Here is a 16,464-nt window from a genome sequence, read left to right as displayed (position 1 = left end):
CGCTCCTACAGGGCCGGTGTCGTATGCAAAGTTGCGGCACAACACGGCCCTGTAGGAGCGAGGCTTGCCCGCGAAGGCGTCCTCAAAAGCAACCCAGATTTAAAGCTGCGGGGTTTCCTGATTCGGCTTGGTCTTGTCGACCCCCGGCACATGCAGGTTGCCTTCAGCCACCTGATTGCCTTCAAGCTGAGGCTGCGTGACCCACGTCAGGATGTCGTAGTAACGACGGATGTTCGCCACGAAGTGCACCGGCTCGCCGCCCCGGGCGTAGCCATAACGCGTCTTGCTGTACCACTTCTTCTCTGACAGGCGCGGCAGGATCTTCTTCACGTCCAGCCACTTGTCCGGGTTCAGGCCTTCTTTCGCCGCCAGTTTGCGCGCGTCATCCAGATGGCCGCTGCCGACGTTATAGGCCGCCAGTGCAAACCAGGTGCGATCCGGCTCCTGGATCGATTCGTCCAGCTGATCCTTCATGTAGGCCAGGTATTTGGCACCGCCCATGATGCTTTGCTTGGGGTCGAGGCGATTGGATACGCCCATGGCCTGCGCGGTGTTCTGGGTCAGCATCATCAGCCCGCGAACGCCGGTCTTGGACGTGACCGCGGCTTGCCATAACGACTCCTGATAACCGACGGCCGCCAACAGGCGCCAGTCGACTTTCTCTTTCTTGGCGTAGGCCTTGAAGTGTTGCTCGTACTTGGGCAGGCGTTGCTGCAAGTGTTGTGCGAAGGTGGTGGCGCCCACGTAACCCAGTACGTCGACGTGCCCGTAATAGCGGTCCTTCAGACGTTGCAAGGTGCCGTTTTTCTTCACCTTGTCGAGGTAGGCATTGATCTCGTTGAGCAAGCTGTTGTCGTCGCCAGCGGCCACCGCCCAGCTCTGGTTGCTGGAGTCACCGAGGTCGAAGGCTACTCGCACGTTGGGGAAGTAGACCTGGTTCATCGCGACTTCGTTTGAATCGACCAGGGTCAGGTCGATCTGATCTTCATCGACCATCCGCAGCAAGTCGACGACTTCAACGGCGTCGGACTCTTCGTATTCAATGCCGGGGTATTTCTTTTTCAGCTCCGCCAATTGCTCGGCGTGGGTGCTGCCCTTGAGCACCATGATCTTCTTGCCGACCAGGTCGCCAGCATCGGTCGGCCGCGATTGGCCGTTGCGGTAGATGACCTGTGGGGTGACTTCGAGATAGGAGTGGGAAAACCGCACCTGTTGTTTGCGTTTCTCGCTGCTGACCAGACCGGCAGCAGCCAGCACCGGGCCGTTAGGCTTGCCCACCTGATTGAACAGGTCGTCGAGGTTGTCGGCGGTCTCGATCTTGAGTTCCACCCCCAGATCGTCGGCGAAGCGCTTCACCAGCTCGTATTCGAAGCCGGTTTCACCGTTGCGATCCTGAAAGTAGGTGGCGGGGCTGTTTCGGGTAACCACCCGCAGCACACCATCCTCCTTTACGCGCTCCAGCGTGTTGGGTTTATCAACACAGCCACTGAGCATCAGGAAGAGTCCGGTTGCGATCAGCCATTTGGCGAACCGCGGACGCAAAGCCGTTGGGGAAAACATCTGCGCAGTATACGCAAAGGACCACGAGCGCCATATCTCGACAGCGAAGGGCTTGTCTGCTAGGCAGCGTAAAACCCGCTTGGAGCCCGCAGGAATGGGCCCGAACGGTAATTTGTGACATAAAAAATAACCCTCGGCGAACCGCTGTTTAAGGTCCAAATGCCCGGCCCGACGTTCGGGTGCACCCGCGCGCACCGTTTCGGGTGATGTCGCGGGCGGTTTAGGCTAGAATGCACGGCCTCAAAGCACACCCCTTCCCGAGGCTGTCCCGAAGATGTTGATCCTGCGCGGCGCTCCTGCCCTTTCTGCCTTTCGCCACAGCAAACTCCTTGAGCAACTGAGCCAGAAGGTCCCGGCTGTCAGCGGCTTGTATGCTGAATTCGCTCACTTCGCCGAAGTCACCGGCGTCCTGACCGGCGACGAACAGCAGGTGCTCGCGCGCCTTCTGAAGTACGGCCCAAGTGTTCCGGTACAAGAGCCGACCGGTCGTCTGTTCCTGGTGTTGCCACGTTTCGGCACCATCTCGCCATGGTCCAGCAAGGCCAGCGACATCGCTCGCAACTGCGGCCTGAGCAAGATCCAGCGCCTGGAACGCGGCATCGCGTTTTATGTGGCCGGTCAGTTCAGTGACGCCGACGCGCAACTGATTGCGGACGGTCTGCACGACCGCATGACTCAAATCGTGTTGGGCAACCTCGAACAAGCCGCCGGCCTGTTCAGCCACGCCGAGCCGAAACCGCTGACCGCGATCGACGTGCTGGGTGGCGGCCGCGCCGCGCTGGAAAAAGCCAACACCGAGCTGGGCCTGGCCCTGGCCGAAGACGAGATCGACTACCTGGTCAACGCCTTCGTCGGCTTGAAGCGCAATCCTCACGACATCGAACTGATGATGTTCGCCCAGGCGAACTCCGAGCACTGCCGTCACAAGATCTTCAACGCCAGTTGGGACATCGACGGTCAGAGCCAGGAAAAAAGCCTGTTCGGCATGATCAAGAATACCTACGTGATGCACAGCGAAGGCGTTCTGTCGGCTTATAAGGACAACGCTTCGGTGATCGTCGGTAACGTCGCCGGCCGTTTCTTCCCGGACCCTGAAACCCGCCAGTACGGTGCGGTGCAGGAACCGGTGCACATCTTGATGAAAGTCGAAACCCACAACCACCCGACCGCGATTGCCCCGTTTCCGGGCGCGTCCACCGGCAGTGGCGGGGAGATTCGCGACGAAGGTGCTACCGGTCGTGGCGCCAAGCCAAAGGCCGGCCTGACCGGTTTCACCGTCTCCAACTTGCAGATCCCGGGCTTTGAACAGCCGTGGGAAGTGCCGTATGGCAAGCCTGAGCGCATCGTTACTGCGCTGGACATCATGATCGAAGGCCCACTGGGTGGCGCTGCGTTCAACAATGAATTCGGCCGTCCAGCCCTGACCGGTTACTTCCGTACCTTCGAACAGTCGATCACCACCCCGCGTGGCGACGAAGTTCGCGGTTACCACAAGCCGATCATGCTGGCCGGCGGCATGGGTAACATCCGTGCCGAACACGTACAGAAAGGCGAGATCAGCGTTGGCTCCAAGCTGATCGTCCTCGGCGGCCCGGCAATGCTCATCGGCCTGGGCGGCGGCGCCGCTTCCTCCATGGCCACCGGCACCAGCTCGGCAGACCTGGACTTCGCTTCGGTACAGCGCGAAAACCCTGAGATGGAACGTCGCTGCCAGGAAGTCATCGACCGTTGCTGGCAACTGGGCGACAAAAACCCGATCAGCTTCATCCACGACGTCGGCGCGGGTGGTCTGTCCAACGCCTTCCCGGAACTGGTCAACGATGGCGACCGTGGTGGCCGCTTCGAACTGCGCAACATTCCAAACGATGAGCCGGGCATGGCCCCGCACGAAATCTGGAGTAACGAATCCCAGGAGCGCTACGTTCTGGCGGTCGGCCCGGCCGACTTCGAACGCTTCCAGGCGATCTGCGAACGTGAGCGTTGCCCGTTCGCCGTGGTTGGCGAAGCGACTGCTGAGCCGCAACTGACGGTCACCGACAGTCACTTCGGCAACAGCCCGGTGGACATGCCGCTGGAAGTGCTACTGGGCAAAGCCCCGCGCATGCACCGTTCGGCCGTTCGTGAAAACGAACTGGGCGACGATTTCGATCCGTCGACCCTCGACATTGCCGACTGCGTCGAGCGCGTGCTGCATCACCCGGCCGTGGCGAGCAAAAGCTTCCTGATCACCATCGGCGACCGCACCATCACCGGCCTCGTGGCCCGTGACCAGATGGTTGGCCCGTGGCAGGTTCCGGTGGCTGACGTTGCCGTCACCGCCACCAGCTTCGACGTCTACACCGGTGAAGCCATGGCCATGGGCGAGCGTACTCCGCTGGCACTGCTGGACGCTCCGGCGTCGGGCCGCATGGCCATCGGCGAAACCCTGACCAACATTGCCGCTTCGCGCATCAACAAGATCTCCGACATCAAACTGTCGGCGAACTGGATGTCCGCTGCCGGTCACCCGGGTGAAGACGCGCGTCTGTACGACACCGTGAAAGCGGTTGGCATGGAGTTGTGCCCGGACCTGGGCATTACCATTCCGGTGGGCAAGGACTCCATGTCCATGGCCACGCGCTGGAACGACGAAGGCGTCGACAAGACCGTGACCTCGCCGATGTCCCTGATCGTGACCGGTTTCGCGCCAGTGGCTGACATCCGTCAGACCCTGACCCCGGAACTGCGCATGGACAAGGGCACTACCGACCTGATCCTGATCGACCTGGGCCGTGGCCAGAACCGCATGGGCGCCTCGATCCTGGCCCAGGTTCACGGCAAGCTCGGTTCGCAAGCGCCGGACGTCGATGATGCCGAAGACCTGAAAGCTTTCTTCGCCGTGATCCAAGGCCTCAATGCCGACGGTCACCTGCTGGCCTACCACGACCGTTCCGACGGTGGTCTGCTGACCAGCACCGTGGAAATGGCGTTCGCCGGTCACTGTGGCCTGAGCCTGAACCTCGACGGTCTGGCTGAAACCTCCGCCGACATCGCCGCGATCCTGTTCAACGAAGAACTGGGCGCCGTGATCCAGGTTCGCCAGGACGCCACGCCGGACATCCTCGCGCAGTTCAGCGCTGCCGGTCTGGGCGAGTGCGTGTCGGTGATCGGTCAGCCGATGAACAACGGCCAGATCAACATCACCTTCAACGGCGAAACCGTGTTCGAAGGTCAGCGTCGTCTGCTGCAACGTCAGTGGGCTGAAACCAGCTACCAGATCCAGCGTCTGCGTGATAACGCCGACTGCGCCGAGCAAGAGTTCGACGTGCTGCTGGAAGAAGACAACCCGGGCCTGAGCGTCAAGCTGAGCTACGACGTCAACCAGGACGTCGCCGCGCCTTACATCAAGAAAGGCATCCGCCCACAGGTTGCCGTGCTGCGTGAGCAGGGCGTCAACGGTCAGGTGGAAATGGCGGCCGCGTTCGACCGCGCCGGTTTCAACGCGATCGACGTGCACATGAGCGACATTCTGGCCGGCCGTGTCGACCTGAACGAGTTCAAGGGTCTGGTGGCTTGCGGCGGTTTCTCCTACGGCGACGTATTGGGTGCCGGTGAAGGCTGGGCCAAGTCCGCGCTGTTCAACAGCCGTGCTCGCGATGCGTTCCAGGGCTTCTTCGAACGCAACGACAGCTTCACCCTCGGCGTGTGCAACGGTTGCCAGATGATGTCCAACCTGCACGAGCTGATCCCGGGCAGCGAGTTCTGGCCGCACTTCGTGCGCAACCGCTCCGAGCAGTTCGAAGCGCGTGTGGCGATGGTTCAGGTCCAGGAGTCGAACTCGATCTTCCTGCAAGGCATGGCCGGTTCGCGCATGCCGATCGCCATCGCTCACGGTGAAGGTCATGCCGAGTTCGCCAGCGAAGAAGCGTTGCTGGAAGCCGATCTGTCGGGTTGCGTGGCGATGCGTTTCGTCGACAACCACGGCAAGGTCACCGAAAACTACCCGGCCAACCCGAACGGCTCGCCGCGCGGGATCACCGGTTTGACCAGCCGCGACGGTCGCGTAACGATCATGATGCCGCACCCGGAACGCGTGTTCCGCGCTGTGCAGAATTCGTGGCGTTCGGAAGACTGGAACGAAGACGCTCCTTGGATGCGTATGTTCCGTAATGCGCGCGTCTGGGTGAACTAAGGGCTGTGTACAAGCTCAGCTTTTTTGTTCCGGCCAGCCATGTCGAGTTGGTCAAGAGCGCTGTATTCGCTGCCGGTGGCGGGCGGATCGGGGCTTATGATCATTGCGCGTGGCAGGTGCTTGGGTTAGGCCAGTTTCGGCCTTTGGACGGCAGTCAGCCGTTTATCGGGGAAGCGGGGCAGGTCGAGCAGGTTGAGGAATGGAAGGTTGAGCTGGTGGTGGCGGATGAGTTGATCGTGGCCGTGGTGGCTGCGCTGAAACTCAGCCACCCCTATGAGACACCGGCTTATGAAGTGTGGCGGTTGGAGGATTTCTGATCTTCCGCTGCTGAAATGAGAAACCCGCTGAATTAGCGTTCAGCGGGTTTTTTGTTGTTCGGAGTTTGGGGCGAAATCGAGTGACCGTTTGTCGGAGATCGCCCGAACCTGTCAACTATGACAGTAGCGAAACGATCAGGGCTATCGTGTTATGTCGCTTCAATTGGTCGAATAGAAGGGATTCAAAATGGCTTTCAGAATTACAAAGGTTACCGGGAATGATGAACCTCCGCACGAGATCCCGGATGGCGGCGAAACTAGCAACCCTGCCCCGAATTTTTATGGCACGGCGTTGCAACCAGACGAGGACATTAATATTTTTTGTTTTTACTCTTCTACCCCTCAGGATCTGCATGTAGGCGGCACAACATCCAATGCGGACGGAAGTTGGATGGTTCCACTGATGGTGCAACTTGCGCCTAGGCAATACGTGTTCTACGCGCGCGTTGGAAGGGATGGGCTGAAGTCAGATAATAACTGGACGATAACCATGTTGCCTTCGACGAAATAACCACCACCCATCTCGGATGAGCAGTCCCCGCTGAACCCCAGTTTGCTGTGATATTGCGCAGCCCAAGCCAGATCAGTTTGTCGCCGCATCGTCAGTCGGGAAGTGACCTCGGGTCTTGATGATCTTGCGCAGTTGAACGTTGATGCTCTTAATGGCGTTGGTCGTGTAGATCACTTTTCGGATCGCCGGCGGGAAAACGAAAAATGGAATCACGCGATCCCAAGCGCGGCGCCAAGCAGCCACTACCGTCGCATATTGCTTGCCCCATGGCCCACTTTCAAACGCATCCAATGCCTGCTCGGCCGCTTCGGCGGTGACTGGATAGATCGGTTTGAGCTGATGAAGTCGGGTGAAACGTCCGTACCGTACTGTTCGGAAAGGAACGCACGGATCTCTCTGACAGTCATTCCGCGGGCATACATGGCGATGATCTTGTCGTCGAATCCGGTGTAACGGCGCTCGTGCTTGGGAATCAGGATGGGAGAAGCATGGACCGTTGGTCAGATTAGAGCGCGTACCTGTCAACTCTGACAGTAGCCGAGGATGGTGGGCTTAGGCTTAATGGAACTTCAATCCAAGTCAGTAAAAAGGAGTTACATCATGACTAAGGCTACTGCACCTTCAATCTATAATGTTACCGACGATGAGGGTAAAGAACTTGAGCAAGGTGCAAGCACTTCAAAAAAAACGGTGTCTGTTTTCGGGAAAACCGGAGTTGGTCAAGCCGGCGACTTGAAGAATGGAGAAGTTTTACTCGCTGGGTTTAAGGGGGGCAGCGACGGTCATTGGAGTGTGAATTTAAACCTGAAAGTCGGGACGTATAAGTTCAAGGCGACCAGCGGTGATGGGACTTCTTTTGAGCGCATCCTTTTTGTAACCGACGCCTCCTGAAAAATCGCTCCCGCACTAGGTCGATATACACAGATCCAATGTGGGAGCGAGCCTGCTCGCGAAGACGGACTCTCAGTCGCCAACAATCTAAACCTTGGCACTCACCTCATTACGATTAACCAACGTCTCCAGCGCCCCACTCAAACTCGGCGCCTTGTCACCAACCAGCAGGTGCCAGATGCCGCCTTCCAGCTGACTGACTCCCTGACAACCCAGCGCCTTCAAATCACTCTCTGACAACGCTTTGCCATCCGCCAGGTGCAGTCGAATCCGGGTCATGGCCACGCAATCCATCTGCAGCACGTTGTCCCCACCGCCCAAGGCATCCAGCCATTGCTGCGCTTCTGCATTTGCCACCGCCGCAGGTTTCGGTGCATCGATCACCGCGGGAGGAGAGGACACCAGCGCACGACCCAGCGCCGGCATCGCCAGACGAATCTCATCGGCAATGCTGTCCGCCATCGGCCCAACCACCACCTGCAAGCTCCCGCCCTTGCCGGGACGCACGACCGCCATCGCCCCCAGCGCCTTTAACTCCGCATCGTTGGCCTTGTTGCGATCCACCATGTCCAGCCGCAACCGCGTGGTACATGCCCCGACGGTGATCAGATTCTGTGCCCCGCCCAGTGCCTTGATGTATGCCCCGGCTCGTTCATTCTCGGTGACCACAACCTTGTCACCGGTCGGCACCTCTTCACGCCCTGGCGTCTTGAGGTTGAAGCGGCGAATGCAGAAATCAAACACCCCGTAATAGACCACCGCATACGCCAAGCCTACCGGCACCACTAACCAGCCGTTGGTGGATTTCCCCCAGCCGAGCACCATGTCGATGAAGCCGCCCGAGAAGGTGAAACCCAGGTGGATGTTCAGCGCATTGGTGATCGCCATCGACAACCCCGTCAGCAGCGCATGGAGCAAAAACAGAAACGGTGCGAGGAACATGAACGCAAATTCGATGGGTTCGGTGACGCCGGTCAGGAAGGAAGTCAGCGCCATCGACAGGAAGATCCCGCCCATGACTTTGCGGCGTTCCGGCAGGGCGTTGCGGTACATCGCCAGGCAGGCGGCGGGCAGGCCGAAGATCATCACCGGGAACATGCCGGTCATGAATTGGCCGCCCTTCGGATCACCGGCGAAGTAGCGCGACAGGTCGCCGGTGACCATGGCACCCGTGGTCGGGTCGGTGAAGTTGCCGAAGACGAACCACGCCATGTTGTTGAGGATGTGGTGCAGGCCAGTGACGATCAGCAACCGGTTGAACACGCCGAAGACGAAGGCGCCGATGCTGCCGCTCTCCATCATCAGTGCGCCGAAACCGTTGATGCCGTGCTGGATCGGCGGCCAGATCAAACCGAAAATCACGCCCAGACCGACGGCGGCGAAGCCGGTGACAATCGGCACGAAGCGCCGTCCGCCGAAGAACGCCAGGTACTCCGGCAGCTTGATGTCCTTGAAGCGGTTGTACAGCGCGCCGGCCATCAAGCCGCTGACGATCCCGGCGAGCATGCCCATGTTGATGCTCGCATCCAACACCTTGAGCGTGGAGATCATCACCAGGTAACCAATCACCCCGGCGAGGCCTGCGGTGCCGTTGTTGTCCTTGGCGAAACCGACCGCGATGCCGATGGCGAAGATCATCGCCAGGTTGGCGAAGATCACCTGGCCGGCGTCATGGATGATGGCGATGTTCAGCAGGTCGGTGTCGCCCAGACGCAGCAACAGGCCGGCAATCGGCAGGATTGCGATCGGCAGCATCAACGCGCGGCCGAGACGTTGCAGGCCCTCGATGAAATATTGGTACATGGCGGTGCTCCCTGTGCTCTTTTTGTTTGAGAGGTGTTGTAGTTGTTTAGCTCAGAGGCCATTGCTGGTGACAGGCGTGACGCACCGCCCCGGCGCTGCTCAGCTTGAGCAGGTCGTGGCTGACGCTTCGGCATTGCGCGGCGTCGAGGTGGCGCACGCGATCCTTGATTTCACCGATCTGCACCGGGCTGACCGACAGCTCGCTGACGCCCAGGCCGATCAGGACCGGCGTGGCCAGCGGATCGGACGCGAGTGCGCCGCAGACGCCGACCCAACGGTTATGCACCGCCGCGCCGGCGCAGGTCTGGGCGATCAGCCGCAGCAGGGCCGGGTGCATGGCGTCGACGCGCGAGGCGAGGCCGGCGTGGTCGCGGTCCATCGCCAGGGTGTACTGCGACAAATCGTTGGTGCCGATGGACAGGAAGTCCGCATGCTCTGCAAGTTGCTCGGCCAGCAGCGCAGCGGCCGGGACTTCGATCATCACCCCCAGTTCCGGGCGTTCATTTACCCCGAGTTCAAGGCACAACGCATCGAGGCGCTGGCGGATGTGCAGCAACTCATCGACCTCGGTCACCATCGGCAACAGGATCCGGCAGCGCGACAGCGGGCTGACGTGCAACAGTGCGCGCAGTTGCTGATCGAGCAATTCCGGCCGCACCTGAGCCAGGCGAATGCCGCGCAAGCCGAGCACCGGATTGGCTTCGACCGGCAATGGCAGGTAGTCGAGTTGCTTGTCGCCGCCAACGTCGATGGTACGGATGATCACCGACTTGTCACCCATGGCGTCGAGCACGGCTTGATAGGCGAGGCGTTGCTCCTGTTCGTCCGGCGCGGTGTTGCGGTCGACAAACAGAAACTCGGTGCGCAGCAGACCGACGCCATCGGCGCCGTTGGCCAGCGCATCGGCCGCTTCTGCGCTGGACGCGACATTGGCGGCGATTTCGATGTGCACGCCATCGCGTGTCAGTGCCGGGGTATGAGCCTGCGATTGTTGAAGCGCACGGCGTTGCTGATGATCGCGTTGCGCCTGATGCACGTCGGCCAGGCGTTCGGCCGTCGGCGCCCATTCGAGCCGACCACCGTCGGCATCCAGCACCACCGCCTGGCCTTGCGCCTGATCCAGCAGCGCCGAACCCAGCGCCACCAGGCACGGCAAACCTTTACCCCGCGCCAGAATCGCGACGTGGGACGTCGCGCCGCCCTCGGCCATGCACAACCCGGCGACCCCTTGCTCGCTCAGTTGCAGCAAGTCCGACGGCGTCAGCTCATGGGCGGCGACGATGGCGCCGGCCGGCACGTCGTAGTGCCAGGCTTCGCCGAGCAAGGCGCGCAGCACCCGCTGCTTGAGATCGCGCAGATCGTTGGCGCGTTCGGCCAGCAACGCGCTGCCGAGTTGTTGAAGGACGTCGCACTGCACGTCGATCGACTGGCTCCAGGCGTGCGTCGCGGCCATGCCTTGAGCGATGCAGGCGTTGGCCGCGTCCAGCAGCGCCGGGTCTTCGAGCAAGGCGAGGTGCGCGGTGAAAATCGCTTCTTCGTCAGTGTTTTTGTGTTTCCTGGCCTGAGCCAGGGTGTGCTCGATTTCGCCGCGCACGACGGTCAATGCGGTATCGAGGGCGTGCAGCTGTGGCTCGGGAGCGTGGTGGCCGGCATCCACCGGCAGGCTGATGGTATTCAAGCGAAACAACGGTCCACCGACCAGACCGGGCGCGGCGCAAACGCCGTGCAGCACACCCGCTTCGGCAGTCCGAGTGCGTCGGGTGATCGGCGCAGGCGCAGCGGCATGGCTGTCTTCGGCCAACGCCGTGGACAAGGCGATCAGCAACGCTTGCAATGCCGCCTCGGCGTCCGGGCCCTGGCAGCTGACCTGAACCTCATCCTGCTCGCCGACGGCCAGGCTCATGAGCCCGATCAAGCTGTCGCAGGTCGCCGATTTACCAGCGAAATGCAGCTGCGATTTGCTCTTGAACCCTTGTGCGGTCTGACGAATCAGCGCCGCAGGGCGAGCATGCAGACCGCCACGATGAGCGATGCGCACGTGGCCGAAATGCGCTTCAGCCGAAAGGTCCGCCTCTGCCTGGGCGCCCGGCGGCGCCCGGCGAATGATGTGCAGCAGCGGGTCGCCGACTTTGACCGATTTCAGCGTGATGGGCCGCGCCTGAAACTCCTGGCTGTTGGTCAGGATCATCAGGCTGACCAGGCTTTTGCACTGCTGCGCGACCTTGTCCAGGTCATAGCGCAGCAACGGTTGGCCATTGCTGACGCGGGCGCCTTCCTTGACCAGCATCGAGAAGCCTTCGCCCTGCAACTCGACGGTGTCGAGGCCCAGGTGCAGGAGCAATTCGGCACCGTTGTCGGCACGCAAGGTGACGGCGTGACCGCTACGGGCTACGTGCAACACGACGCCGGCGCAGGGGGCGTGAAGGGTGTCGTTCAGTGGATCGATCGCGATACCGTCGCCCATCGCGCCGCTGGCGAACACCGGGTCCGGGACTTTGGCGAGCGTGAGCACCGGACCGCTGAGCGGGGCGCTGAGGGTCAGCTCTTTATTGTTGTTATGCATGGCTCGGTCTCATCAGGAAATCGTTCGGGGCGGACTTAGTGCGTGCGCGTCACTTTGCTCAAATGCCGCGGCTGGTCCGGGTCCATGCCGCGGGCCACGGCCAAACCGGCGGCCATGACGTAGAAACTCTGGATCGCCAGAATCGGGTCCAGGGCCGGGTGTTCGGCGCGGGTCAGCGTGAGGTCACGTTCGGCAATGTCATCTGGTGCCGCCAGCAGAACGCGAGCGCCGCGCTGGCGCATGTCGGCAGCAAGGCTCAGCAAACCGGCCTGCTCGGCACCCCGTGGAGCGAAGATCAGCAAGGGATAATTCTCGTCGATCAATGCCATCGGGCCGTGACGCACTTCGGCGCTGCTGAAGGCTTCGGCTTGAATCGCCGAGGTTTCCTTGAACTTGAGGGCTGCTTCCTGAGCGATGGCAAAACCGGCACCGCGGCCGATTACCATCAAGCGTTGGCAATCGCGCAGGGCGTCGATGGCCAGGCTCCAATCCTGTTGCGCCGCCTCGCGCAGACCTTCCGGCAAGGCGTTGCCGGCTTCGAGCAATTCCACGTCTTCTTTCCAGTGAGCGATCAAACGGGCGCTGGCGCTGAGGGTGGCGATGAAACTCTTGGTGGCGGCAACGCTGCTTTCTGTTCCCGCGCACAGCGGCAGGCTGAATTCGCACGCGGCTTCCAGCGGCGAGCTTTCGGCGTTGACCAGGGCAATGCTCAGGGCCCCGCGTTTGCGTAACAGGCGCAGGCTGTTCACCAGATCCGGACTTTGCCCCGACTGCGAGAACGCGAACGCCACTTGGCCGCTGACCTTCAATGGTGCTTGCAGCATGGTCACCACCGACATCGGCAGCGACGCCACCGGGTAGCCCAGTTGCTGCATGGTCAGGTAGGCGAAGTAACTGGCGGCATGATCTGAACTGCCGCGAGCGACGGTCATCACGACTTGCGGCGGCTGACGGCGCAGGCGCCCGGCGATCTCGATCATCTGCGGGTCGAGTTGCTGCAGTTGGGCTTGCACGGCCTCGAACGAGGACAGCGCCTCTTCAAGCATTTTTGAAGTCAATGTCTTCTCCTTCGACCATGACGGCGGTGAGTGTGAGTGAGCGATCCAGTCGCACGCAGTCGGCCCAGCTGCCGGGTTGCAGGCGGCCGCGTTCTTCGAGGCCGAGGTAATCGGCGGGGAATTGCGAAAGACGTTGCGACGCCTCGGCGATCGGCAGACCTATTTTCACCAGATTGCGCAGGGCCTGATCCATGGTCAGCGTGCTGCCGGCCAGGGTGCCGTCGGGCAAACGCACGCCGCCCAGGCACTTGGTGACCGTGTGGCTGCCGAGCTTGTATTCGCCGTCCGGCATGCCGGCGGCGGCGGTGGAATCGGTGACGCAATACAGGCACGGGATCGCGCGCAGGGCGACCCGCATGGCGCCGGGGTGCACGTGCAGCAAATCCGGGATCAGCTCCGCGTATTTGGCGTGGGCCAGCGCCGCGCCGACGATGCCCGGCTCGCGGTGATGCAACGGGCTCATGGCGTTGTAGAGGTGAGTGAAACTGCTGGCGCCGGCCGCGAGCGCGGCGACGCCTTCCTCGTAACTGCCAAGCGTGTGACCGATCTGCATGCGAATGCCACGCGCACTGAGGGTGCGGATCAAGGCATCGTGGCCAGCGATTTCCGGGGCGATGGTGATCACGCGGATCGGTGCCAGCGTGAGGTAGTCCTCGACTTCGGCCATCAGCGCGGTGTGGGCAAAGTTCGGCTGGGCGCCGAGTTTGCCGGGGTTGATGTACGGGCCTTCCAGGTGCACGCCGAGCACCCGGGCGCAGCCTTCCGGCCGCTGCTCGCAGAACTCGCCGACGGCTTTGAGCACGCTGGAAATCTCCTCCGGCGGCGCCGTCATGGTGGTCGCCAGCAGCGACGTGGTGCCGAAACGCACGTGGGTCTTGCTGATGGTTTCGAAGGCGGTTGCGCCTTCCATGATGTCTTTGCCGCCGCCGCCATGGACGTGCAGGTCGATGAAGCCGGGCAGCAGATAGGACAAGTCGTTGTCAGCCGGATCGCACGGCACGCCTTCGATGGACACGATCTTGCCGTGTTCGTGAATCAGCCGGCCGCGAACCCAGCCGTGGGCGGTGAGGATGTTGTCTTCGGACATGATCGGTTCTCGGTTTTAGCGGCGAAGCGGGTTATCGACGAAGCTCTGCAACAAAGTCGTAGTAGTCGTTGCGGCAGTAGGTGTCGGTGACTTCGATTGGCGTGTTGTCTTCCAGGTAGCCGACCCGGGTCATCAGCAGCATGGCGGTGCCGGGGGCGATGCCGACGAGGGCGGCGAATTCGTCCGAGGCGTTGATCGCCTGGATGTGCTGCAAGGCGCGGACGATCGGTTTGCCGATGCCGTCGAGGTATTCGTAGAGCGAATCACCCACCGCTTGCGGCTTGGGAATGATCGAGGCGGGCAGGGTGCTCATCTCGATCGCCATCACCGTGTCGTCGGCTTTGCGCAGACGTTTGAGCCGCGCGACCTTGTCGTTGGGCGAGAGGCCGAGGCGGATCAGTTCTTCGTGGGTCGGCGGGGTGATCTCGCGTTCCAGCCATTGCGAGCCGGGAACGAAGCCCTTGAGGCGCAGCATCTCGCTGAAACCCGAGAGGCGCGACAGCGGTTGTTCCAGGCGCGGCGTGATGAACGTGCCGGAGCCTTGGTTGCGGCGGATCAGACCCTGTTCGAACAAGACTTCCAGTGCCTTGCGGGCGGTGACGCGGGAGATGCCTAGCAGCTCGCTGAGGTTGCGCTCCGAAGGCATGACCTGCTCGGCTTTCCACTGCCCGGCATGGATCGCCGCTTCCAGATTGCGCGCCAGTTGCAGGTAGAGGGGCGTGGGCTGGGTGTCGTCAGGGCGTAGGGCCTGGAGGTCATTCATGTCAGGGATGTCCGATGCGGATATTGGAGTGTTGTGTTCCGCGAATGGCCGAAAATTAATACCACTTGAATACCATGTCAATGCCAGTACTTTGCCGTTGGCGTGGGAAAGGCGGCCCTGTGGAGTGCGGGAAATGGGGTTTGGTATCAAGTGGTATTAGAGGTGGGGGTTTTGAGCGCAAAGATCGCAGCCTGGGGTAACGCTTGCCGGGGAGATTGGTATCTTCCCGGCAGTCATTACTGCAGGCTGCGATCTTTTGAATTTATTTTTCGAGGAGCGACCGAAGGTAGCGCTAAGAAGAAGGACTCGGTGCTTTTGTGGCGAGGGAGCTTGCTCCCGTTGGGCTGCGAAGCAGTCCTGAAATCAGCGAATGCGGTGTCAGGTCATTTTTTGGGGCCGCTTCGCAGCCCAGCGGGAGCAAGCTCCCTCGCCACAGGTAAAGGGGGTTACGGCCGAATCTCGATCATCGTGCCATCCGGCACCAGGCCCCAGACCTCACGCATGTCCATGTTGCGCATGGCAATGCAGCCGTCGGTCCAGTCCAGGGTGTGGAACAGGTCTTCCGGGTTTTCTTCGGTATCTGGTGTGCCATGGATCATGATCATGCTACCCGGATCGACGCCTTCACGCCGGGCGCGGGCAGCGTCGCTGATGTTGGGGTAGGAGATGTGCATCGACAGATTGAATTTATCGCTGACCTTGCGCCAGTCCAGCCAGTAAAAACCTTCAGGCGTACGTCTATCGCCTTCCATCAGCTTTTGGCCTTTCGGATTTCTGCCCAGGGAAATGCGGTAGGTCTTGAGCGGCTTGCCGTCATTGATCAATTGCAATTGGTGGGCGGATTTGAGCACCAAAACTTTTTCGATGACTTTGCCGTTCAGGGTTTCCGCAACGGAAGCCTGTGACAGAGTGACGAACGACAAGCAAACCACGGCAAGCAACCAGCGCATTGAAACGATATCCCTGAAAGGTGTCGCGACTATTTAGTTATAGGTGATTCTGGAGCCAGGAGCTTTAGGTGATGGCAGGCTGAGCAAGCGGCGGGATCGACTCGGACCGCACGGGGTAGACCTCGGTCCGCCGGTCAGCGAAGAAGCATTCTAAAGTACGGCCCACCGTGCGGAAAGCCAACTCGGACCACGGGATGTCGGCTTCGTCGAAAAGCTGCACTTCCAGGCTTTCGGGGCCGGCAGAAAAATCCGGGTCCACCAGCTCCGCGCGAAAGAACACATGCACCTGACTGATGTGCGGCACGTCGATCAACGTATAGATGCTCAGGTTGCGCACCCGCGCACAGGCTTCCTCGGCGGTCTCGCGAATGGCCGCCTGCTCGATGGTTTCACCGTTTTCCATGAAACCGGCGGGCAGGGTCCAGTAACCGAGCCGAGGCTCGATGGCGCGTCGGCACAGCAACACTTTCGAGCCCCAGGTCGCCACGCAGCCGGCGACGATATTGGGGTTCTGATAGTGAATCGCCTGACAGCTGTCACAGACAAAACGCAGGCGCGAGTCGCCTTCGGGAATGCGTTGGGTGACCGGGTTACCGCACTGACTGCAAAATTTCATGCTGGGGTTCCTGAATGCTGCGCCTATCTTGGCGTGCGGCGGTGTCTGTCGGCAAGTTGTCGTTTAGCGACATGCAGTGGTTATGGGGTTGGGCGGCCGGTTCGATTGGTGCATGATGCATAGGGTCTGTTGACGTTTGCTGACGAACTGCGTTGGCGCGCAACGCGGTTCGTC

12 protein-coding genes and 1 pseudogene are annotated in these 16,464 nt (G+C 61.1%); 4 read left to right on the top strand and 9 right to left on the bottom strand.

The window, feature by feature from the left end; all coding sequences use genetic code 11:
• Window positions 1–99 precede the first annotated feature (99 nt).
• Window positions 100–1,560 carry a membrane-bound lytic murein transglycosylase MltF gene (gene mltF, locus QMX98_RS23065; protein WP_010463047.1) on the bottom strand — a complete coding sequence of 487 codons (1,461 nt, stop codon included), beginning with the start codon at window positions 1,558–1,560 and terminating at the stop codon, window positions 100–102.
• Window positions 1,561–1,834: 274 nt separating this feature from the next.
• Here mltF and purL point away from each other — a divergent pair, with 274 nt between their 5' ends.
• From purL to QMX98_RS23050, 3 genes are all read left to right on the top strand, one after another.
• On the top strand, window positions 1,835–5,731 hold the full coding sequence (gene purL, locus QMX98_RS23060; protein ID WP_282411427.1) for a phosphoribosylformylglycinamidine synthase: 3,897 nt from the start codon (window positions 1,835–1,837) through the stop codon (window positions 5,729–5,731).
• A 5-nt stretch (window positions 5,732–5,736) separates the two neighbouring features.
• Window positions 5,737–6,048 (top strand): YqfO family protein, encoded by a 312-nt coding sequence (locus tag QMX98_RS23055; protein WP_102595436.1) that lies wholly within the window; start codon window positions 5,737–5,739, stop codon window positions 6,046–6,048.
• 187 nt (window positions 6,049–6,235) lie between these two features.
• Window positions 6,236–6,559 (top strand): hypothetical protein, encoded by a 324-nt coding sequence (locus QMX98_RS23050; protein WP_282411429.1) that lies wholly within the window; start codon window positions 6,236–6,238, stop codon window positions 6,557–6,559.
• On the opposite strand, the pseudogene QMX98_RS23045 reads toward QMX98_RS23050, so the two are convergent.
• Window positions 6,468–7,041: pseudogene (locus QMX98_RS23045) on the bottom strand (transposase); the annotation flags it as partial. The gene QMX98_RS23050 and the pseudogene QMX98_RS23045 overlap by 92 nt on opposite strands.
• A gap of 118 nt (window positions 7,042–7,159) precedes the next feature.
• Between QMX98_RS23045 and QMX98_RS23040 the strand changes: the two are divergent.
• Entirely contained in the window at window positions 7,160–7,450 is a 291-nt protein-coding gene (locus QMX98_RS23040; RefSeq protein ID WP_221108348.1) for a hypothetical protein, read from the top strand.
• An 87-nt stretch (window positions 7,451–7,537) separates the two neighbouring features.
• Here the strand turns inward: QMX98_RS23040 and nagE are convergent, their stop codons facing one another.
• The 7 genes from nagE to QMX98_RS23005 all read right to left on the bottom strand — a co-directional run bounded on the left by nagE (window position 7,538) and on the right by QMX98_RS23005 (window position 16,290).
• A complete protein-coding gene (gene nagE / locus QMX98_RS23035; RefSeq protein WP_221108350.1) occupies window positions 7,538–9,253 on the bottom strand; it encodes an N-acetylglucosamine-specific PTS transporter subunit IIBC in 1,716 nt (571 codons plus the stop codon).
• Window positions 9,254–9,299: 46 nt separating this feature from the next.
• Window positions 9,300–11,816, bottom strand: coding sequence for a phosphoenolpyruvate--protein phosphotransferase (gene ptsP, locus QMX98_RS23030; RefSeq protein ID WP_282411426.1), 2,517 nt, complete (start codon window positions 11,814–11,816; stop codon window positions 9,300–9,302).
• Between the two features lie 35 nt (window positions 11,817–11,851).
• Window positions 11,852–12,874 carry an SIS domain-containing protein gene (locus tag QMX98_RS23025; RefSeq protein ID WP_102595434.1) on the bottom strand — a complete coding sequence of 341 codons (1,023 nt, stop codon included), beginning with the start codon at window positions 12,872–12,874 and terminating at the stop codon, window positions 11,852–11,854.
• Window positions 12,855–13,961 carry an N-acetylglucosamine-6-phosphate deacetylase gene (nagA, locus tag QMX98_RS23020; RefSeq protein WP_282411425.1) on the bottom strand — a complete coding sequence of 369 codons (1,107 nt, stop codon included), beginning with the start codon at window positions 13,959–13,961 and terminating at the stop codon, window positions 12,855–12,857. Before nagA ends, QMX98_RS23025 begins: the two co-directional genes overlap by 20 nt.
• 31 nt (window positions 13,962–13,992) lie before the next feature.
• A complete protein-coding gene (locus QMX98_RS23015) occupies window positions 13,993–14,733 on the bottom strand; it encodes a GntR family transcriptional regulator (protein ID WP_282411428.1) in 741 nt (246 codons plus the stop codon).
• Between the two features lie 437 nt (window positions 14,734–15,170).
• Window positions 15,171–15,674, bottom strand: a complete 504-nt coding sequence (locus QMX98_RS23010; RefSeq protein WP_083374948.1) for a L,D-transpeptidase family protein — start codon at window positions 15,672–15,674, stop codon at window positions 15,171–15,173.
• Between the two features lie 64 nt (window positions 15,675–15,738).
• Entirely contained in the window at window positions 15,739–16,290 is a 552-nt protein-coding gene (locus tag QMX98_RS23005; RefSeq protein WP_010463029.1) for an NUDIX hydrolase, read from the bottom strand.
• Between the last annotated feature and the right edge of the window lie 174 nt (window positions 16,291–16,464).

It is taken from the genome of Pseudomonas sp. PS02303 (genome assembly GCF_029959925.1).
In the GTDB taxonomy this organism is placed as follows: domain Bacteria; phylum Pseudomonadota; class Gammaproteobacteria; order Pseudomonadales; family Pseudomonadaceae; genus Aquipseudomonas; species Aquipseudomonas mandelii.
Note: the sequence above shows the minus strand (reverse complement) of the source record. Positions and strands in the feature narration are given on the sequence as shown.

Bases quoted from the DNA above. Each gene is read 5' to 3' on its own strand.
- mltF (WP_010463047.1), bottom strand. From the start codon at position 1,560: ATGTTTTCCCCAACGGCTTTGCGTCCGCGGTTCGCCAAATGGCTGATC.
- purL (WP_282411427.1), top strand. From the start codon at position 1,835: ATGTTGATCCTGCGCGGCGCTCCTGCCCTTTCTGCCTTTCGCCACAGC.
- QMX98_RS23050 (WP_282411429.1), top strand. From the start codon at position 6,236: ATGGCTTTCAGAATTACAAAGGTTACCGGGAATGATGAACCTCCGCAC.
- QMX98_RS23040 (WP_221108348.1), top strand. From the start codon at position 7,160: ATGACTAAGGCTACTGCACCTTCAATCTATAATGTTACCGACGATGAG.
- nagE (WP_221108350.1), bottom strand. From the start codon at position 9,253: ATGTACCAATATTTCATCGAGGGCCTGCAACGTCTCGGCCGCGCGTTG.
- ptsP (WP_282411426.1), bottom strand. From the start codon at position 11,816: ATGCATAACAACAATAAAGAGCTGACCCTCAGCGCCCCGCTCAGCGGT.
- nagA (WP_282411425.1), bottom strand. From the start codon at position 13,961: ATGTCCGAAGACAACATCCTCACCGCCCACGGCTGGGTTCGCGGCCGG.
- QMX98_RS23010 (WP_083374948.1), bottom strand. From the start codon at position 15,674: ATGCGCTGGTTGCTTGCCGTGGTTTGCTTGTCGTTCGTCACTCTGTCA.
- QMX98_RS23005 (WP_010463029.1), bottom strand. From the start codon at position 16,290: ATGAAATTTTGCAGTCAGTGCGGTAACCCGGTCACCCAACGCATTCCC.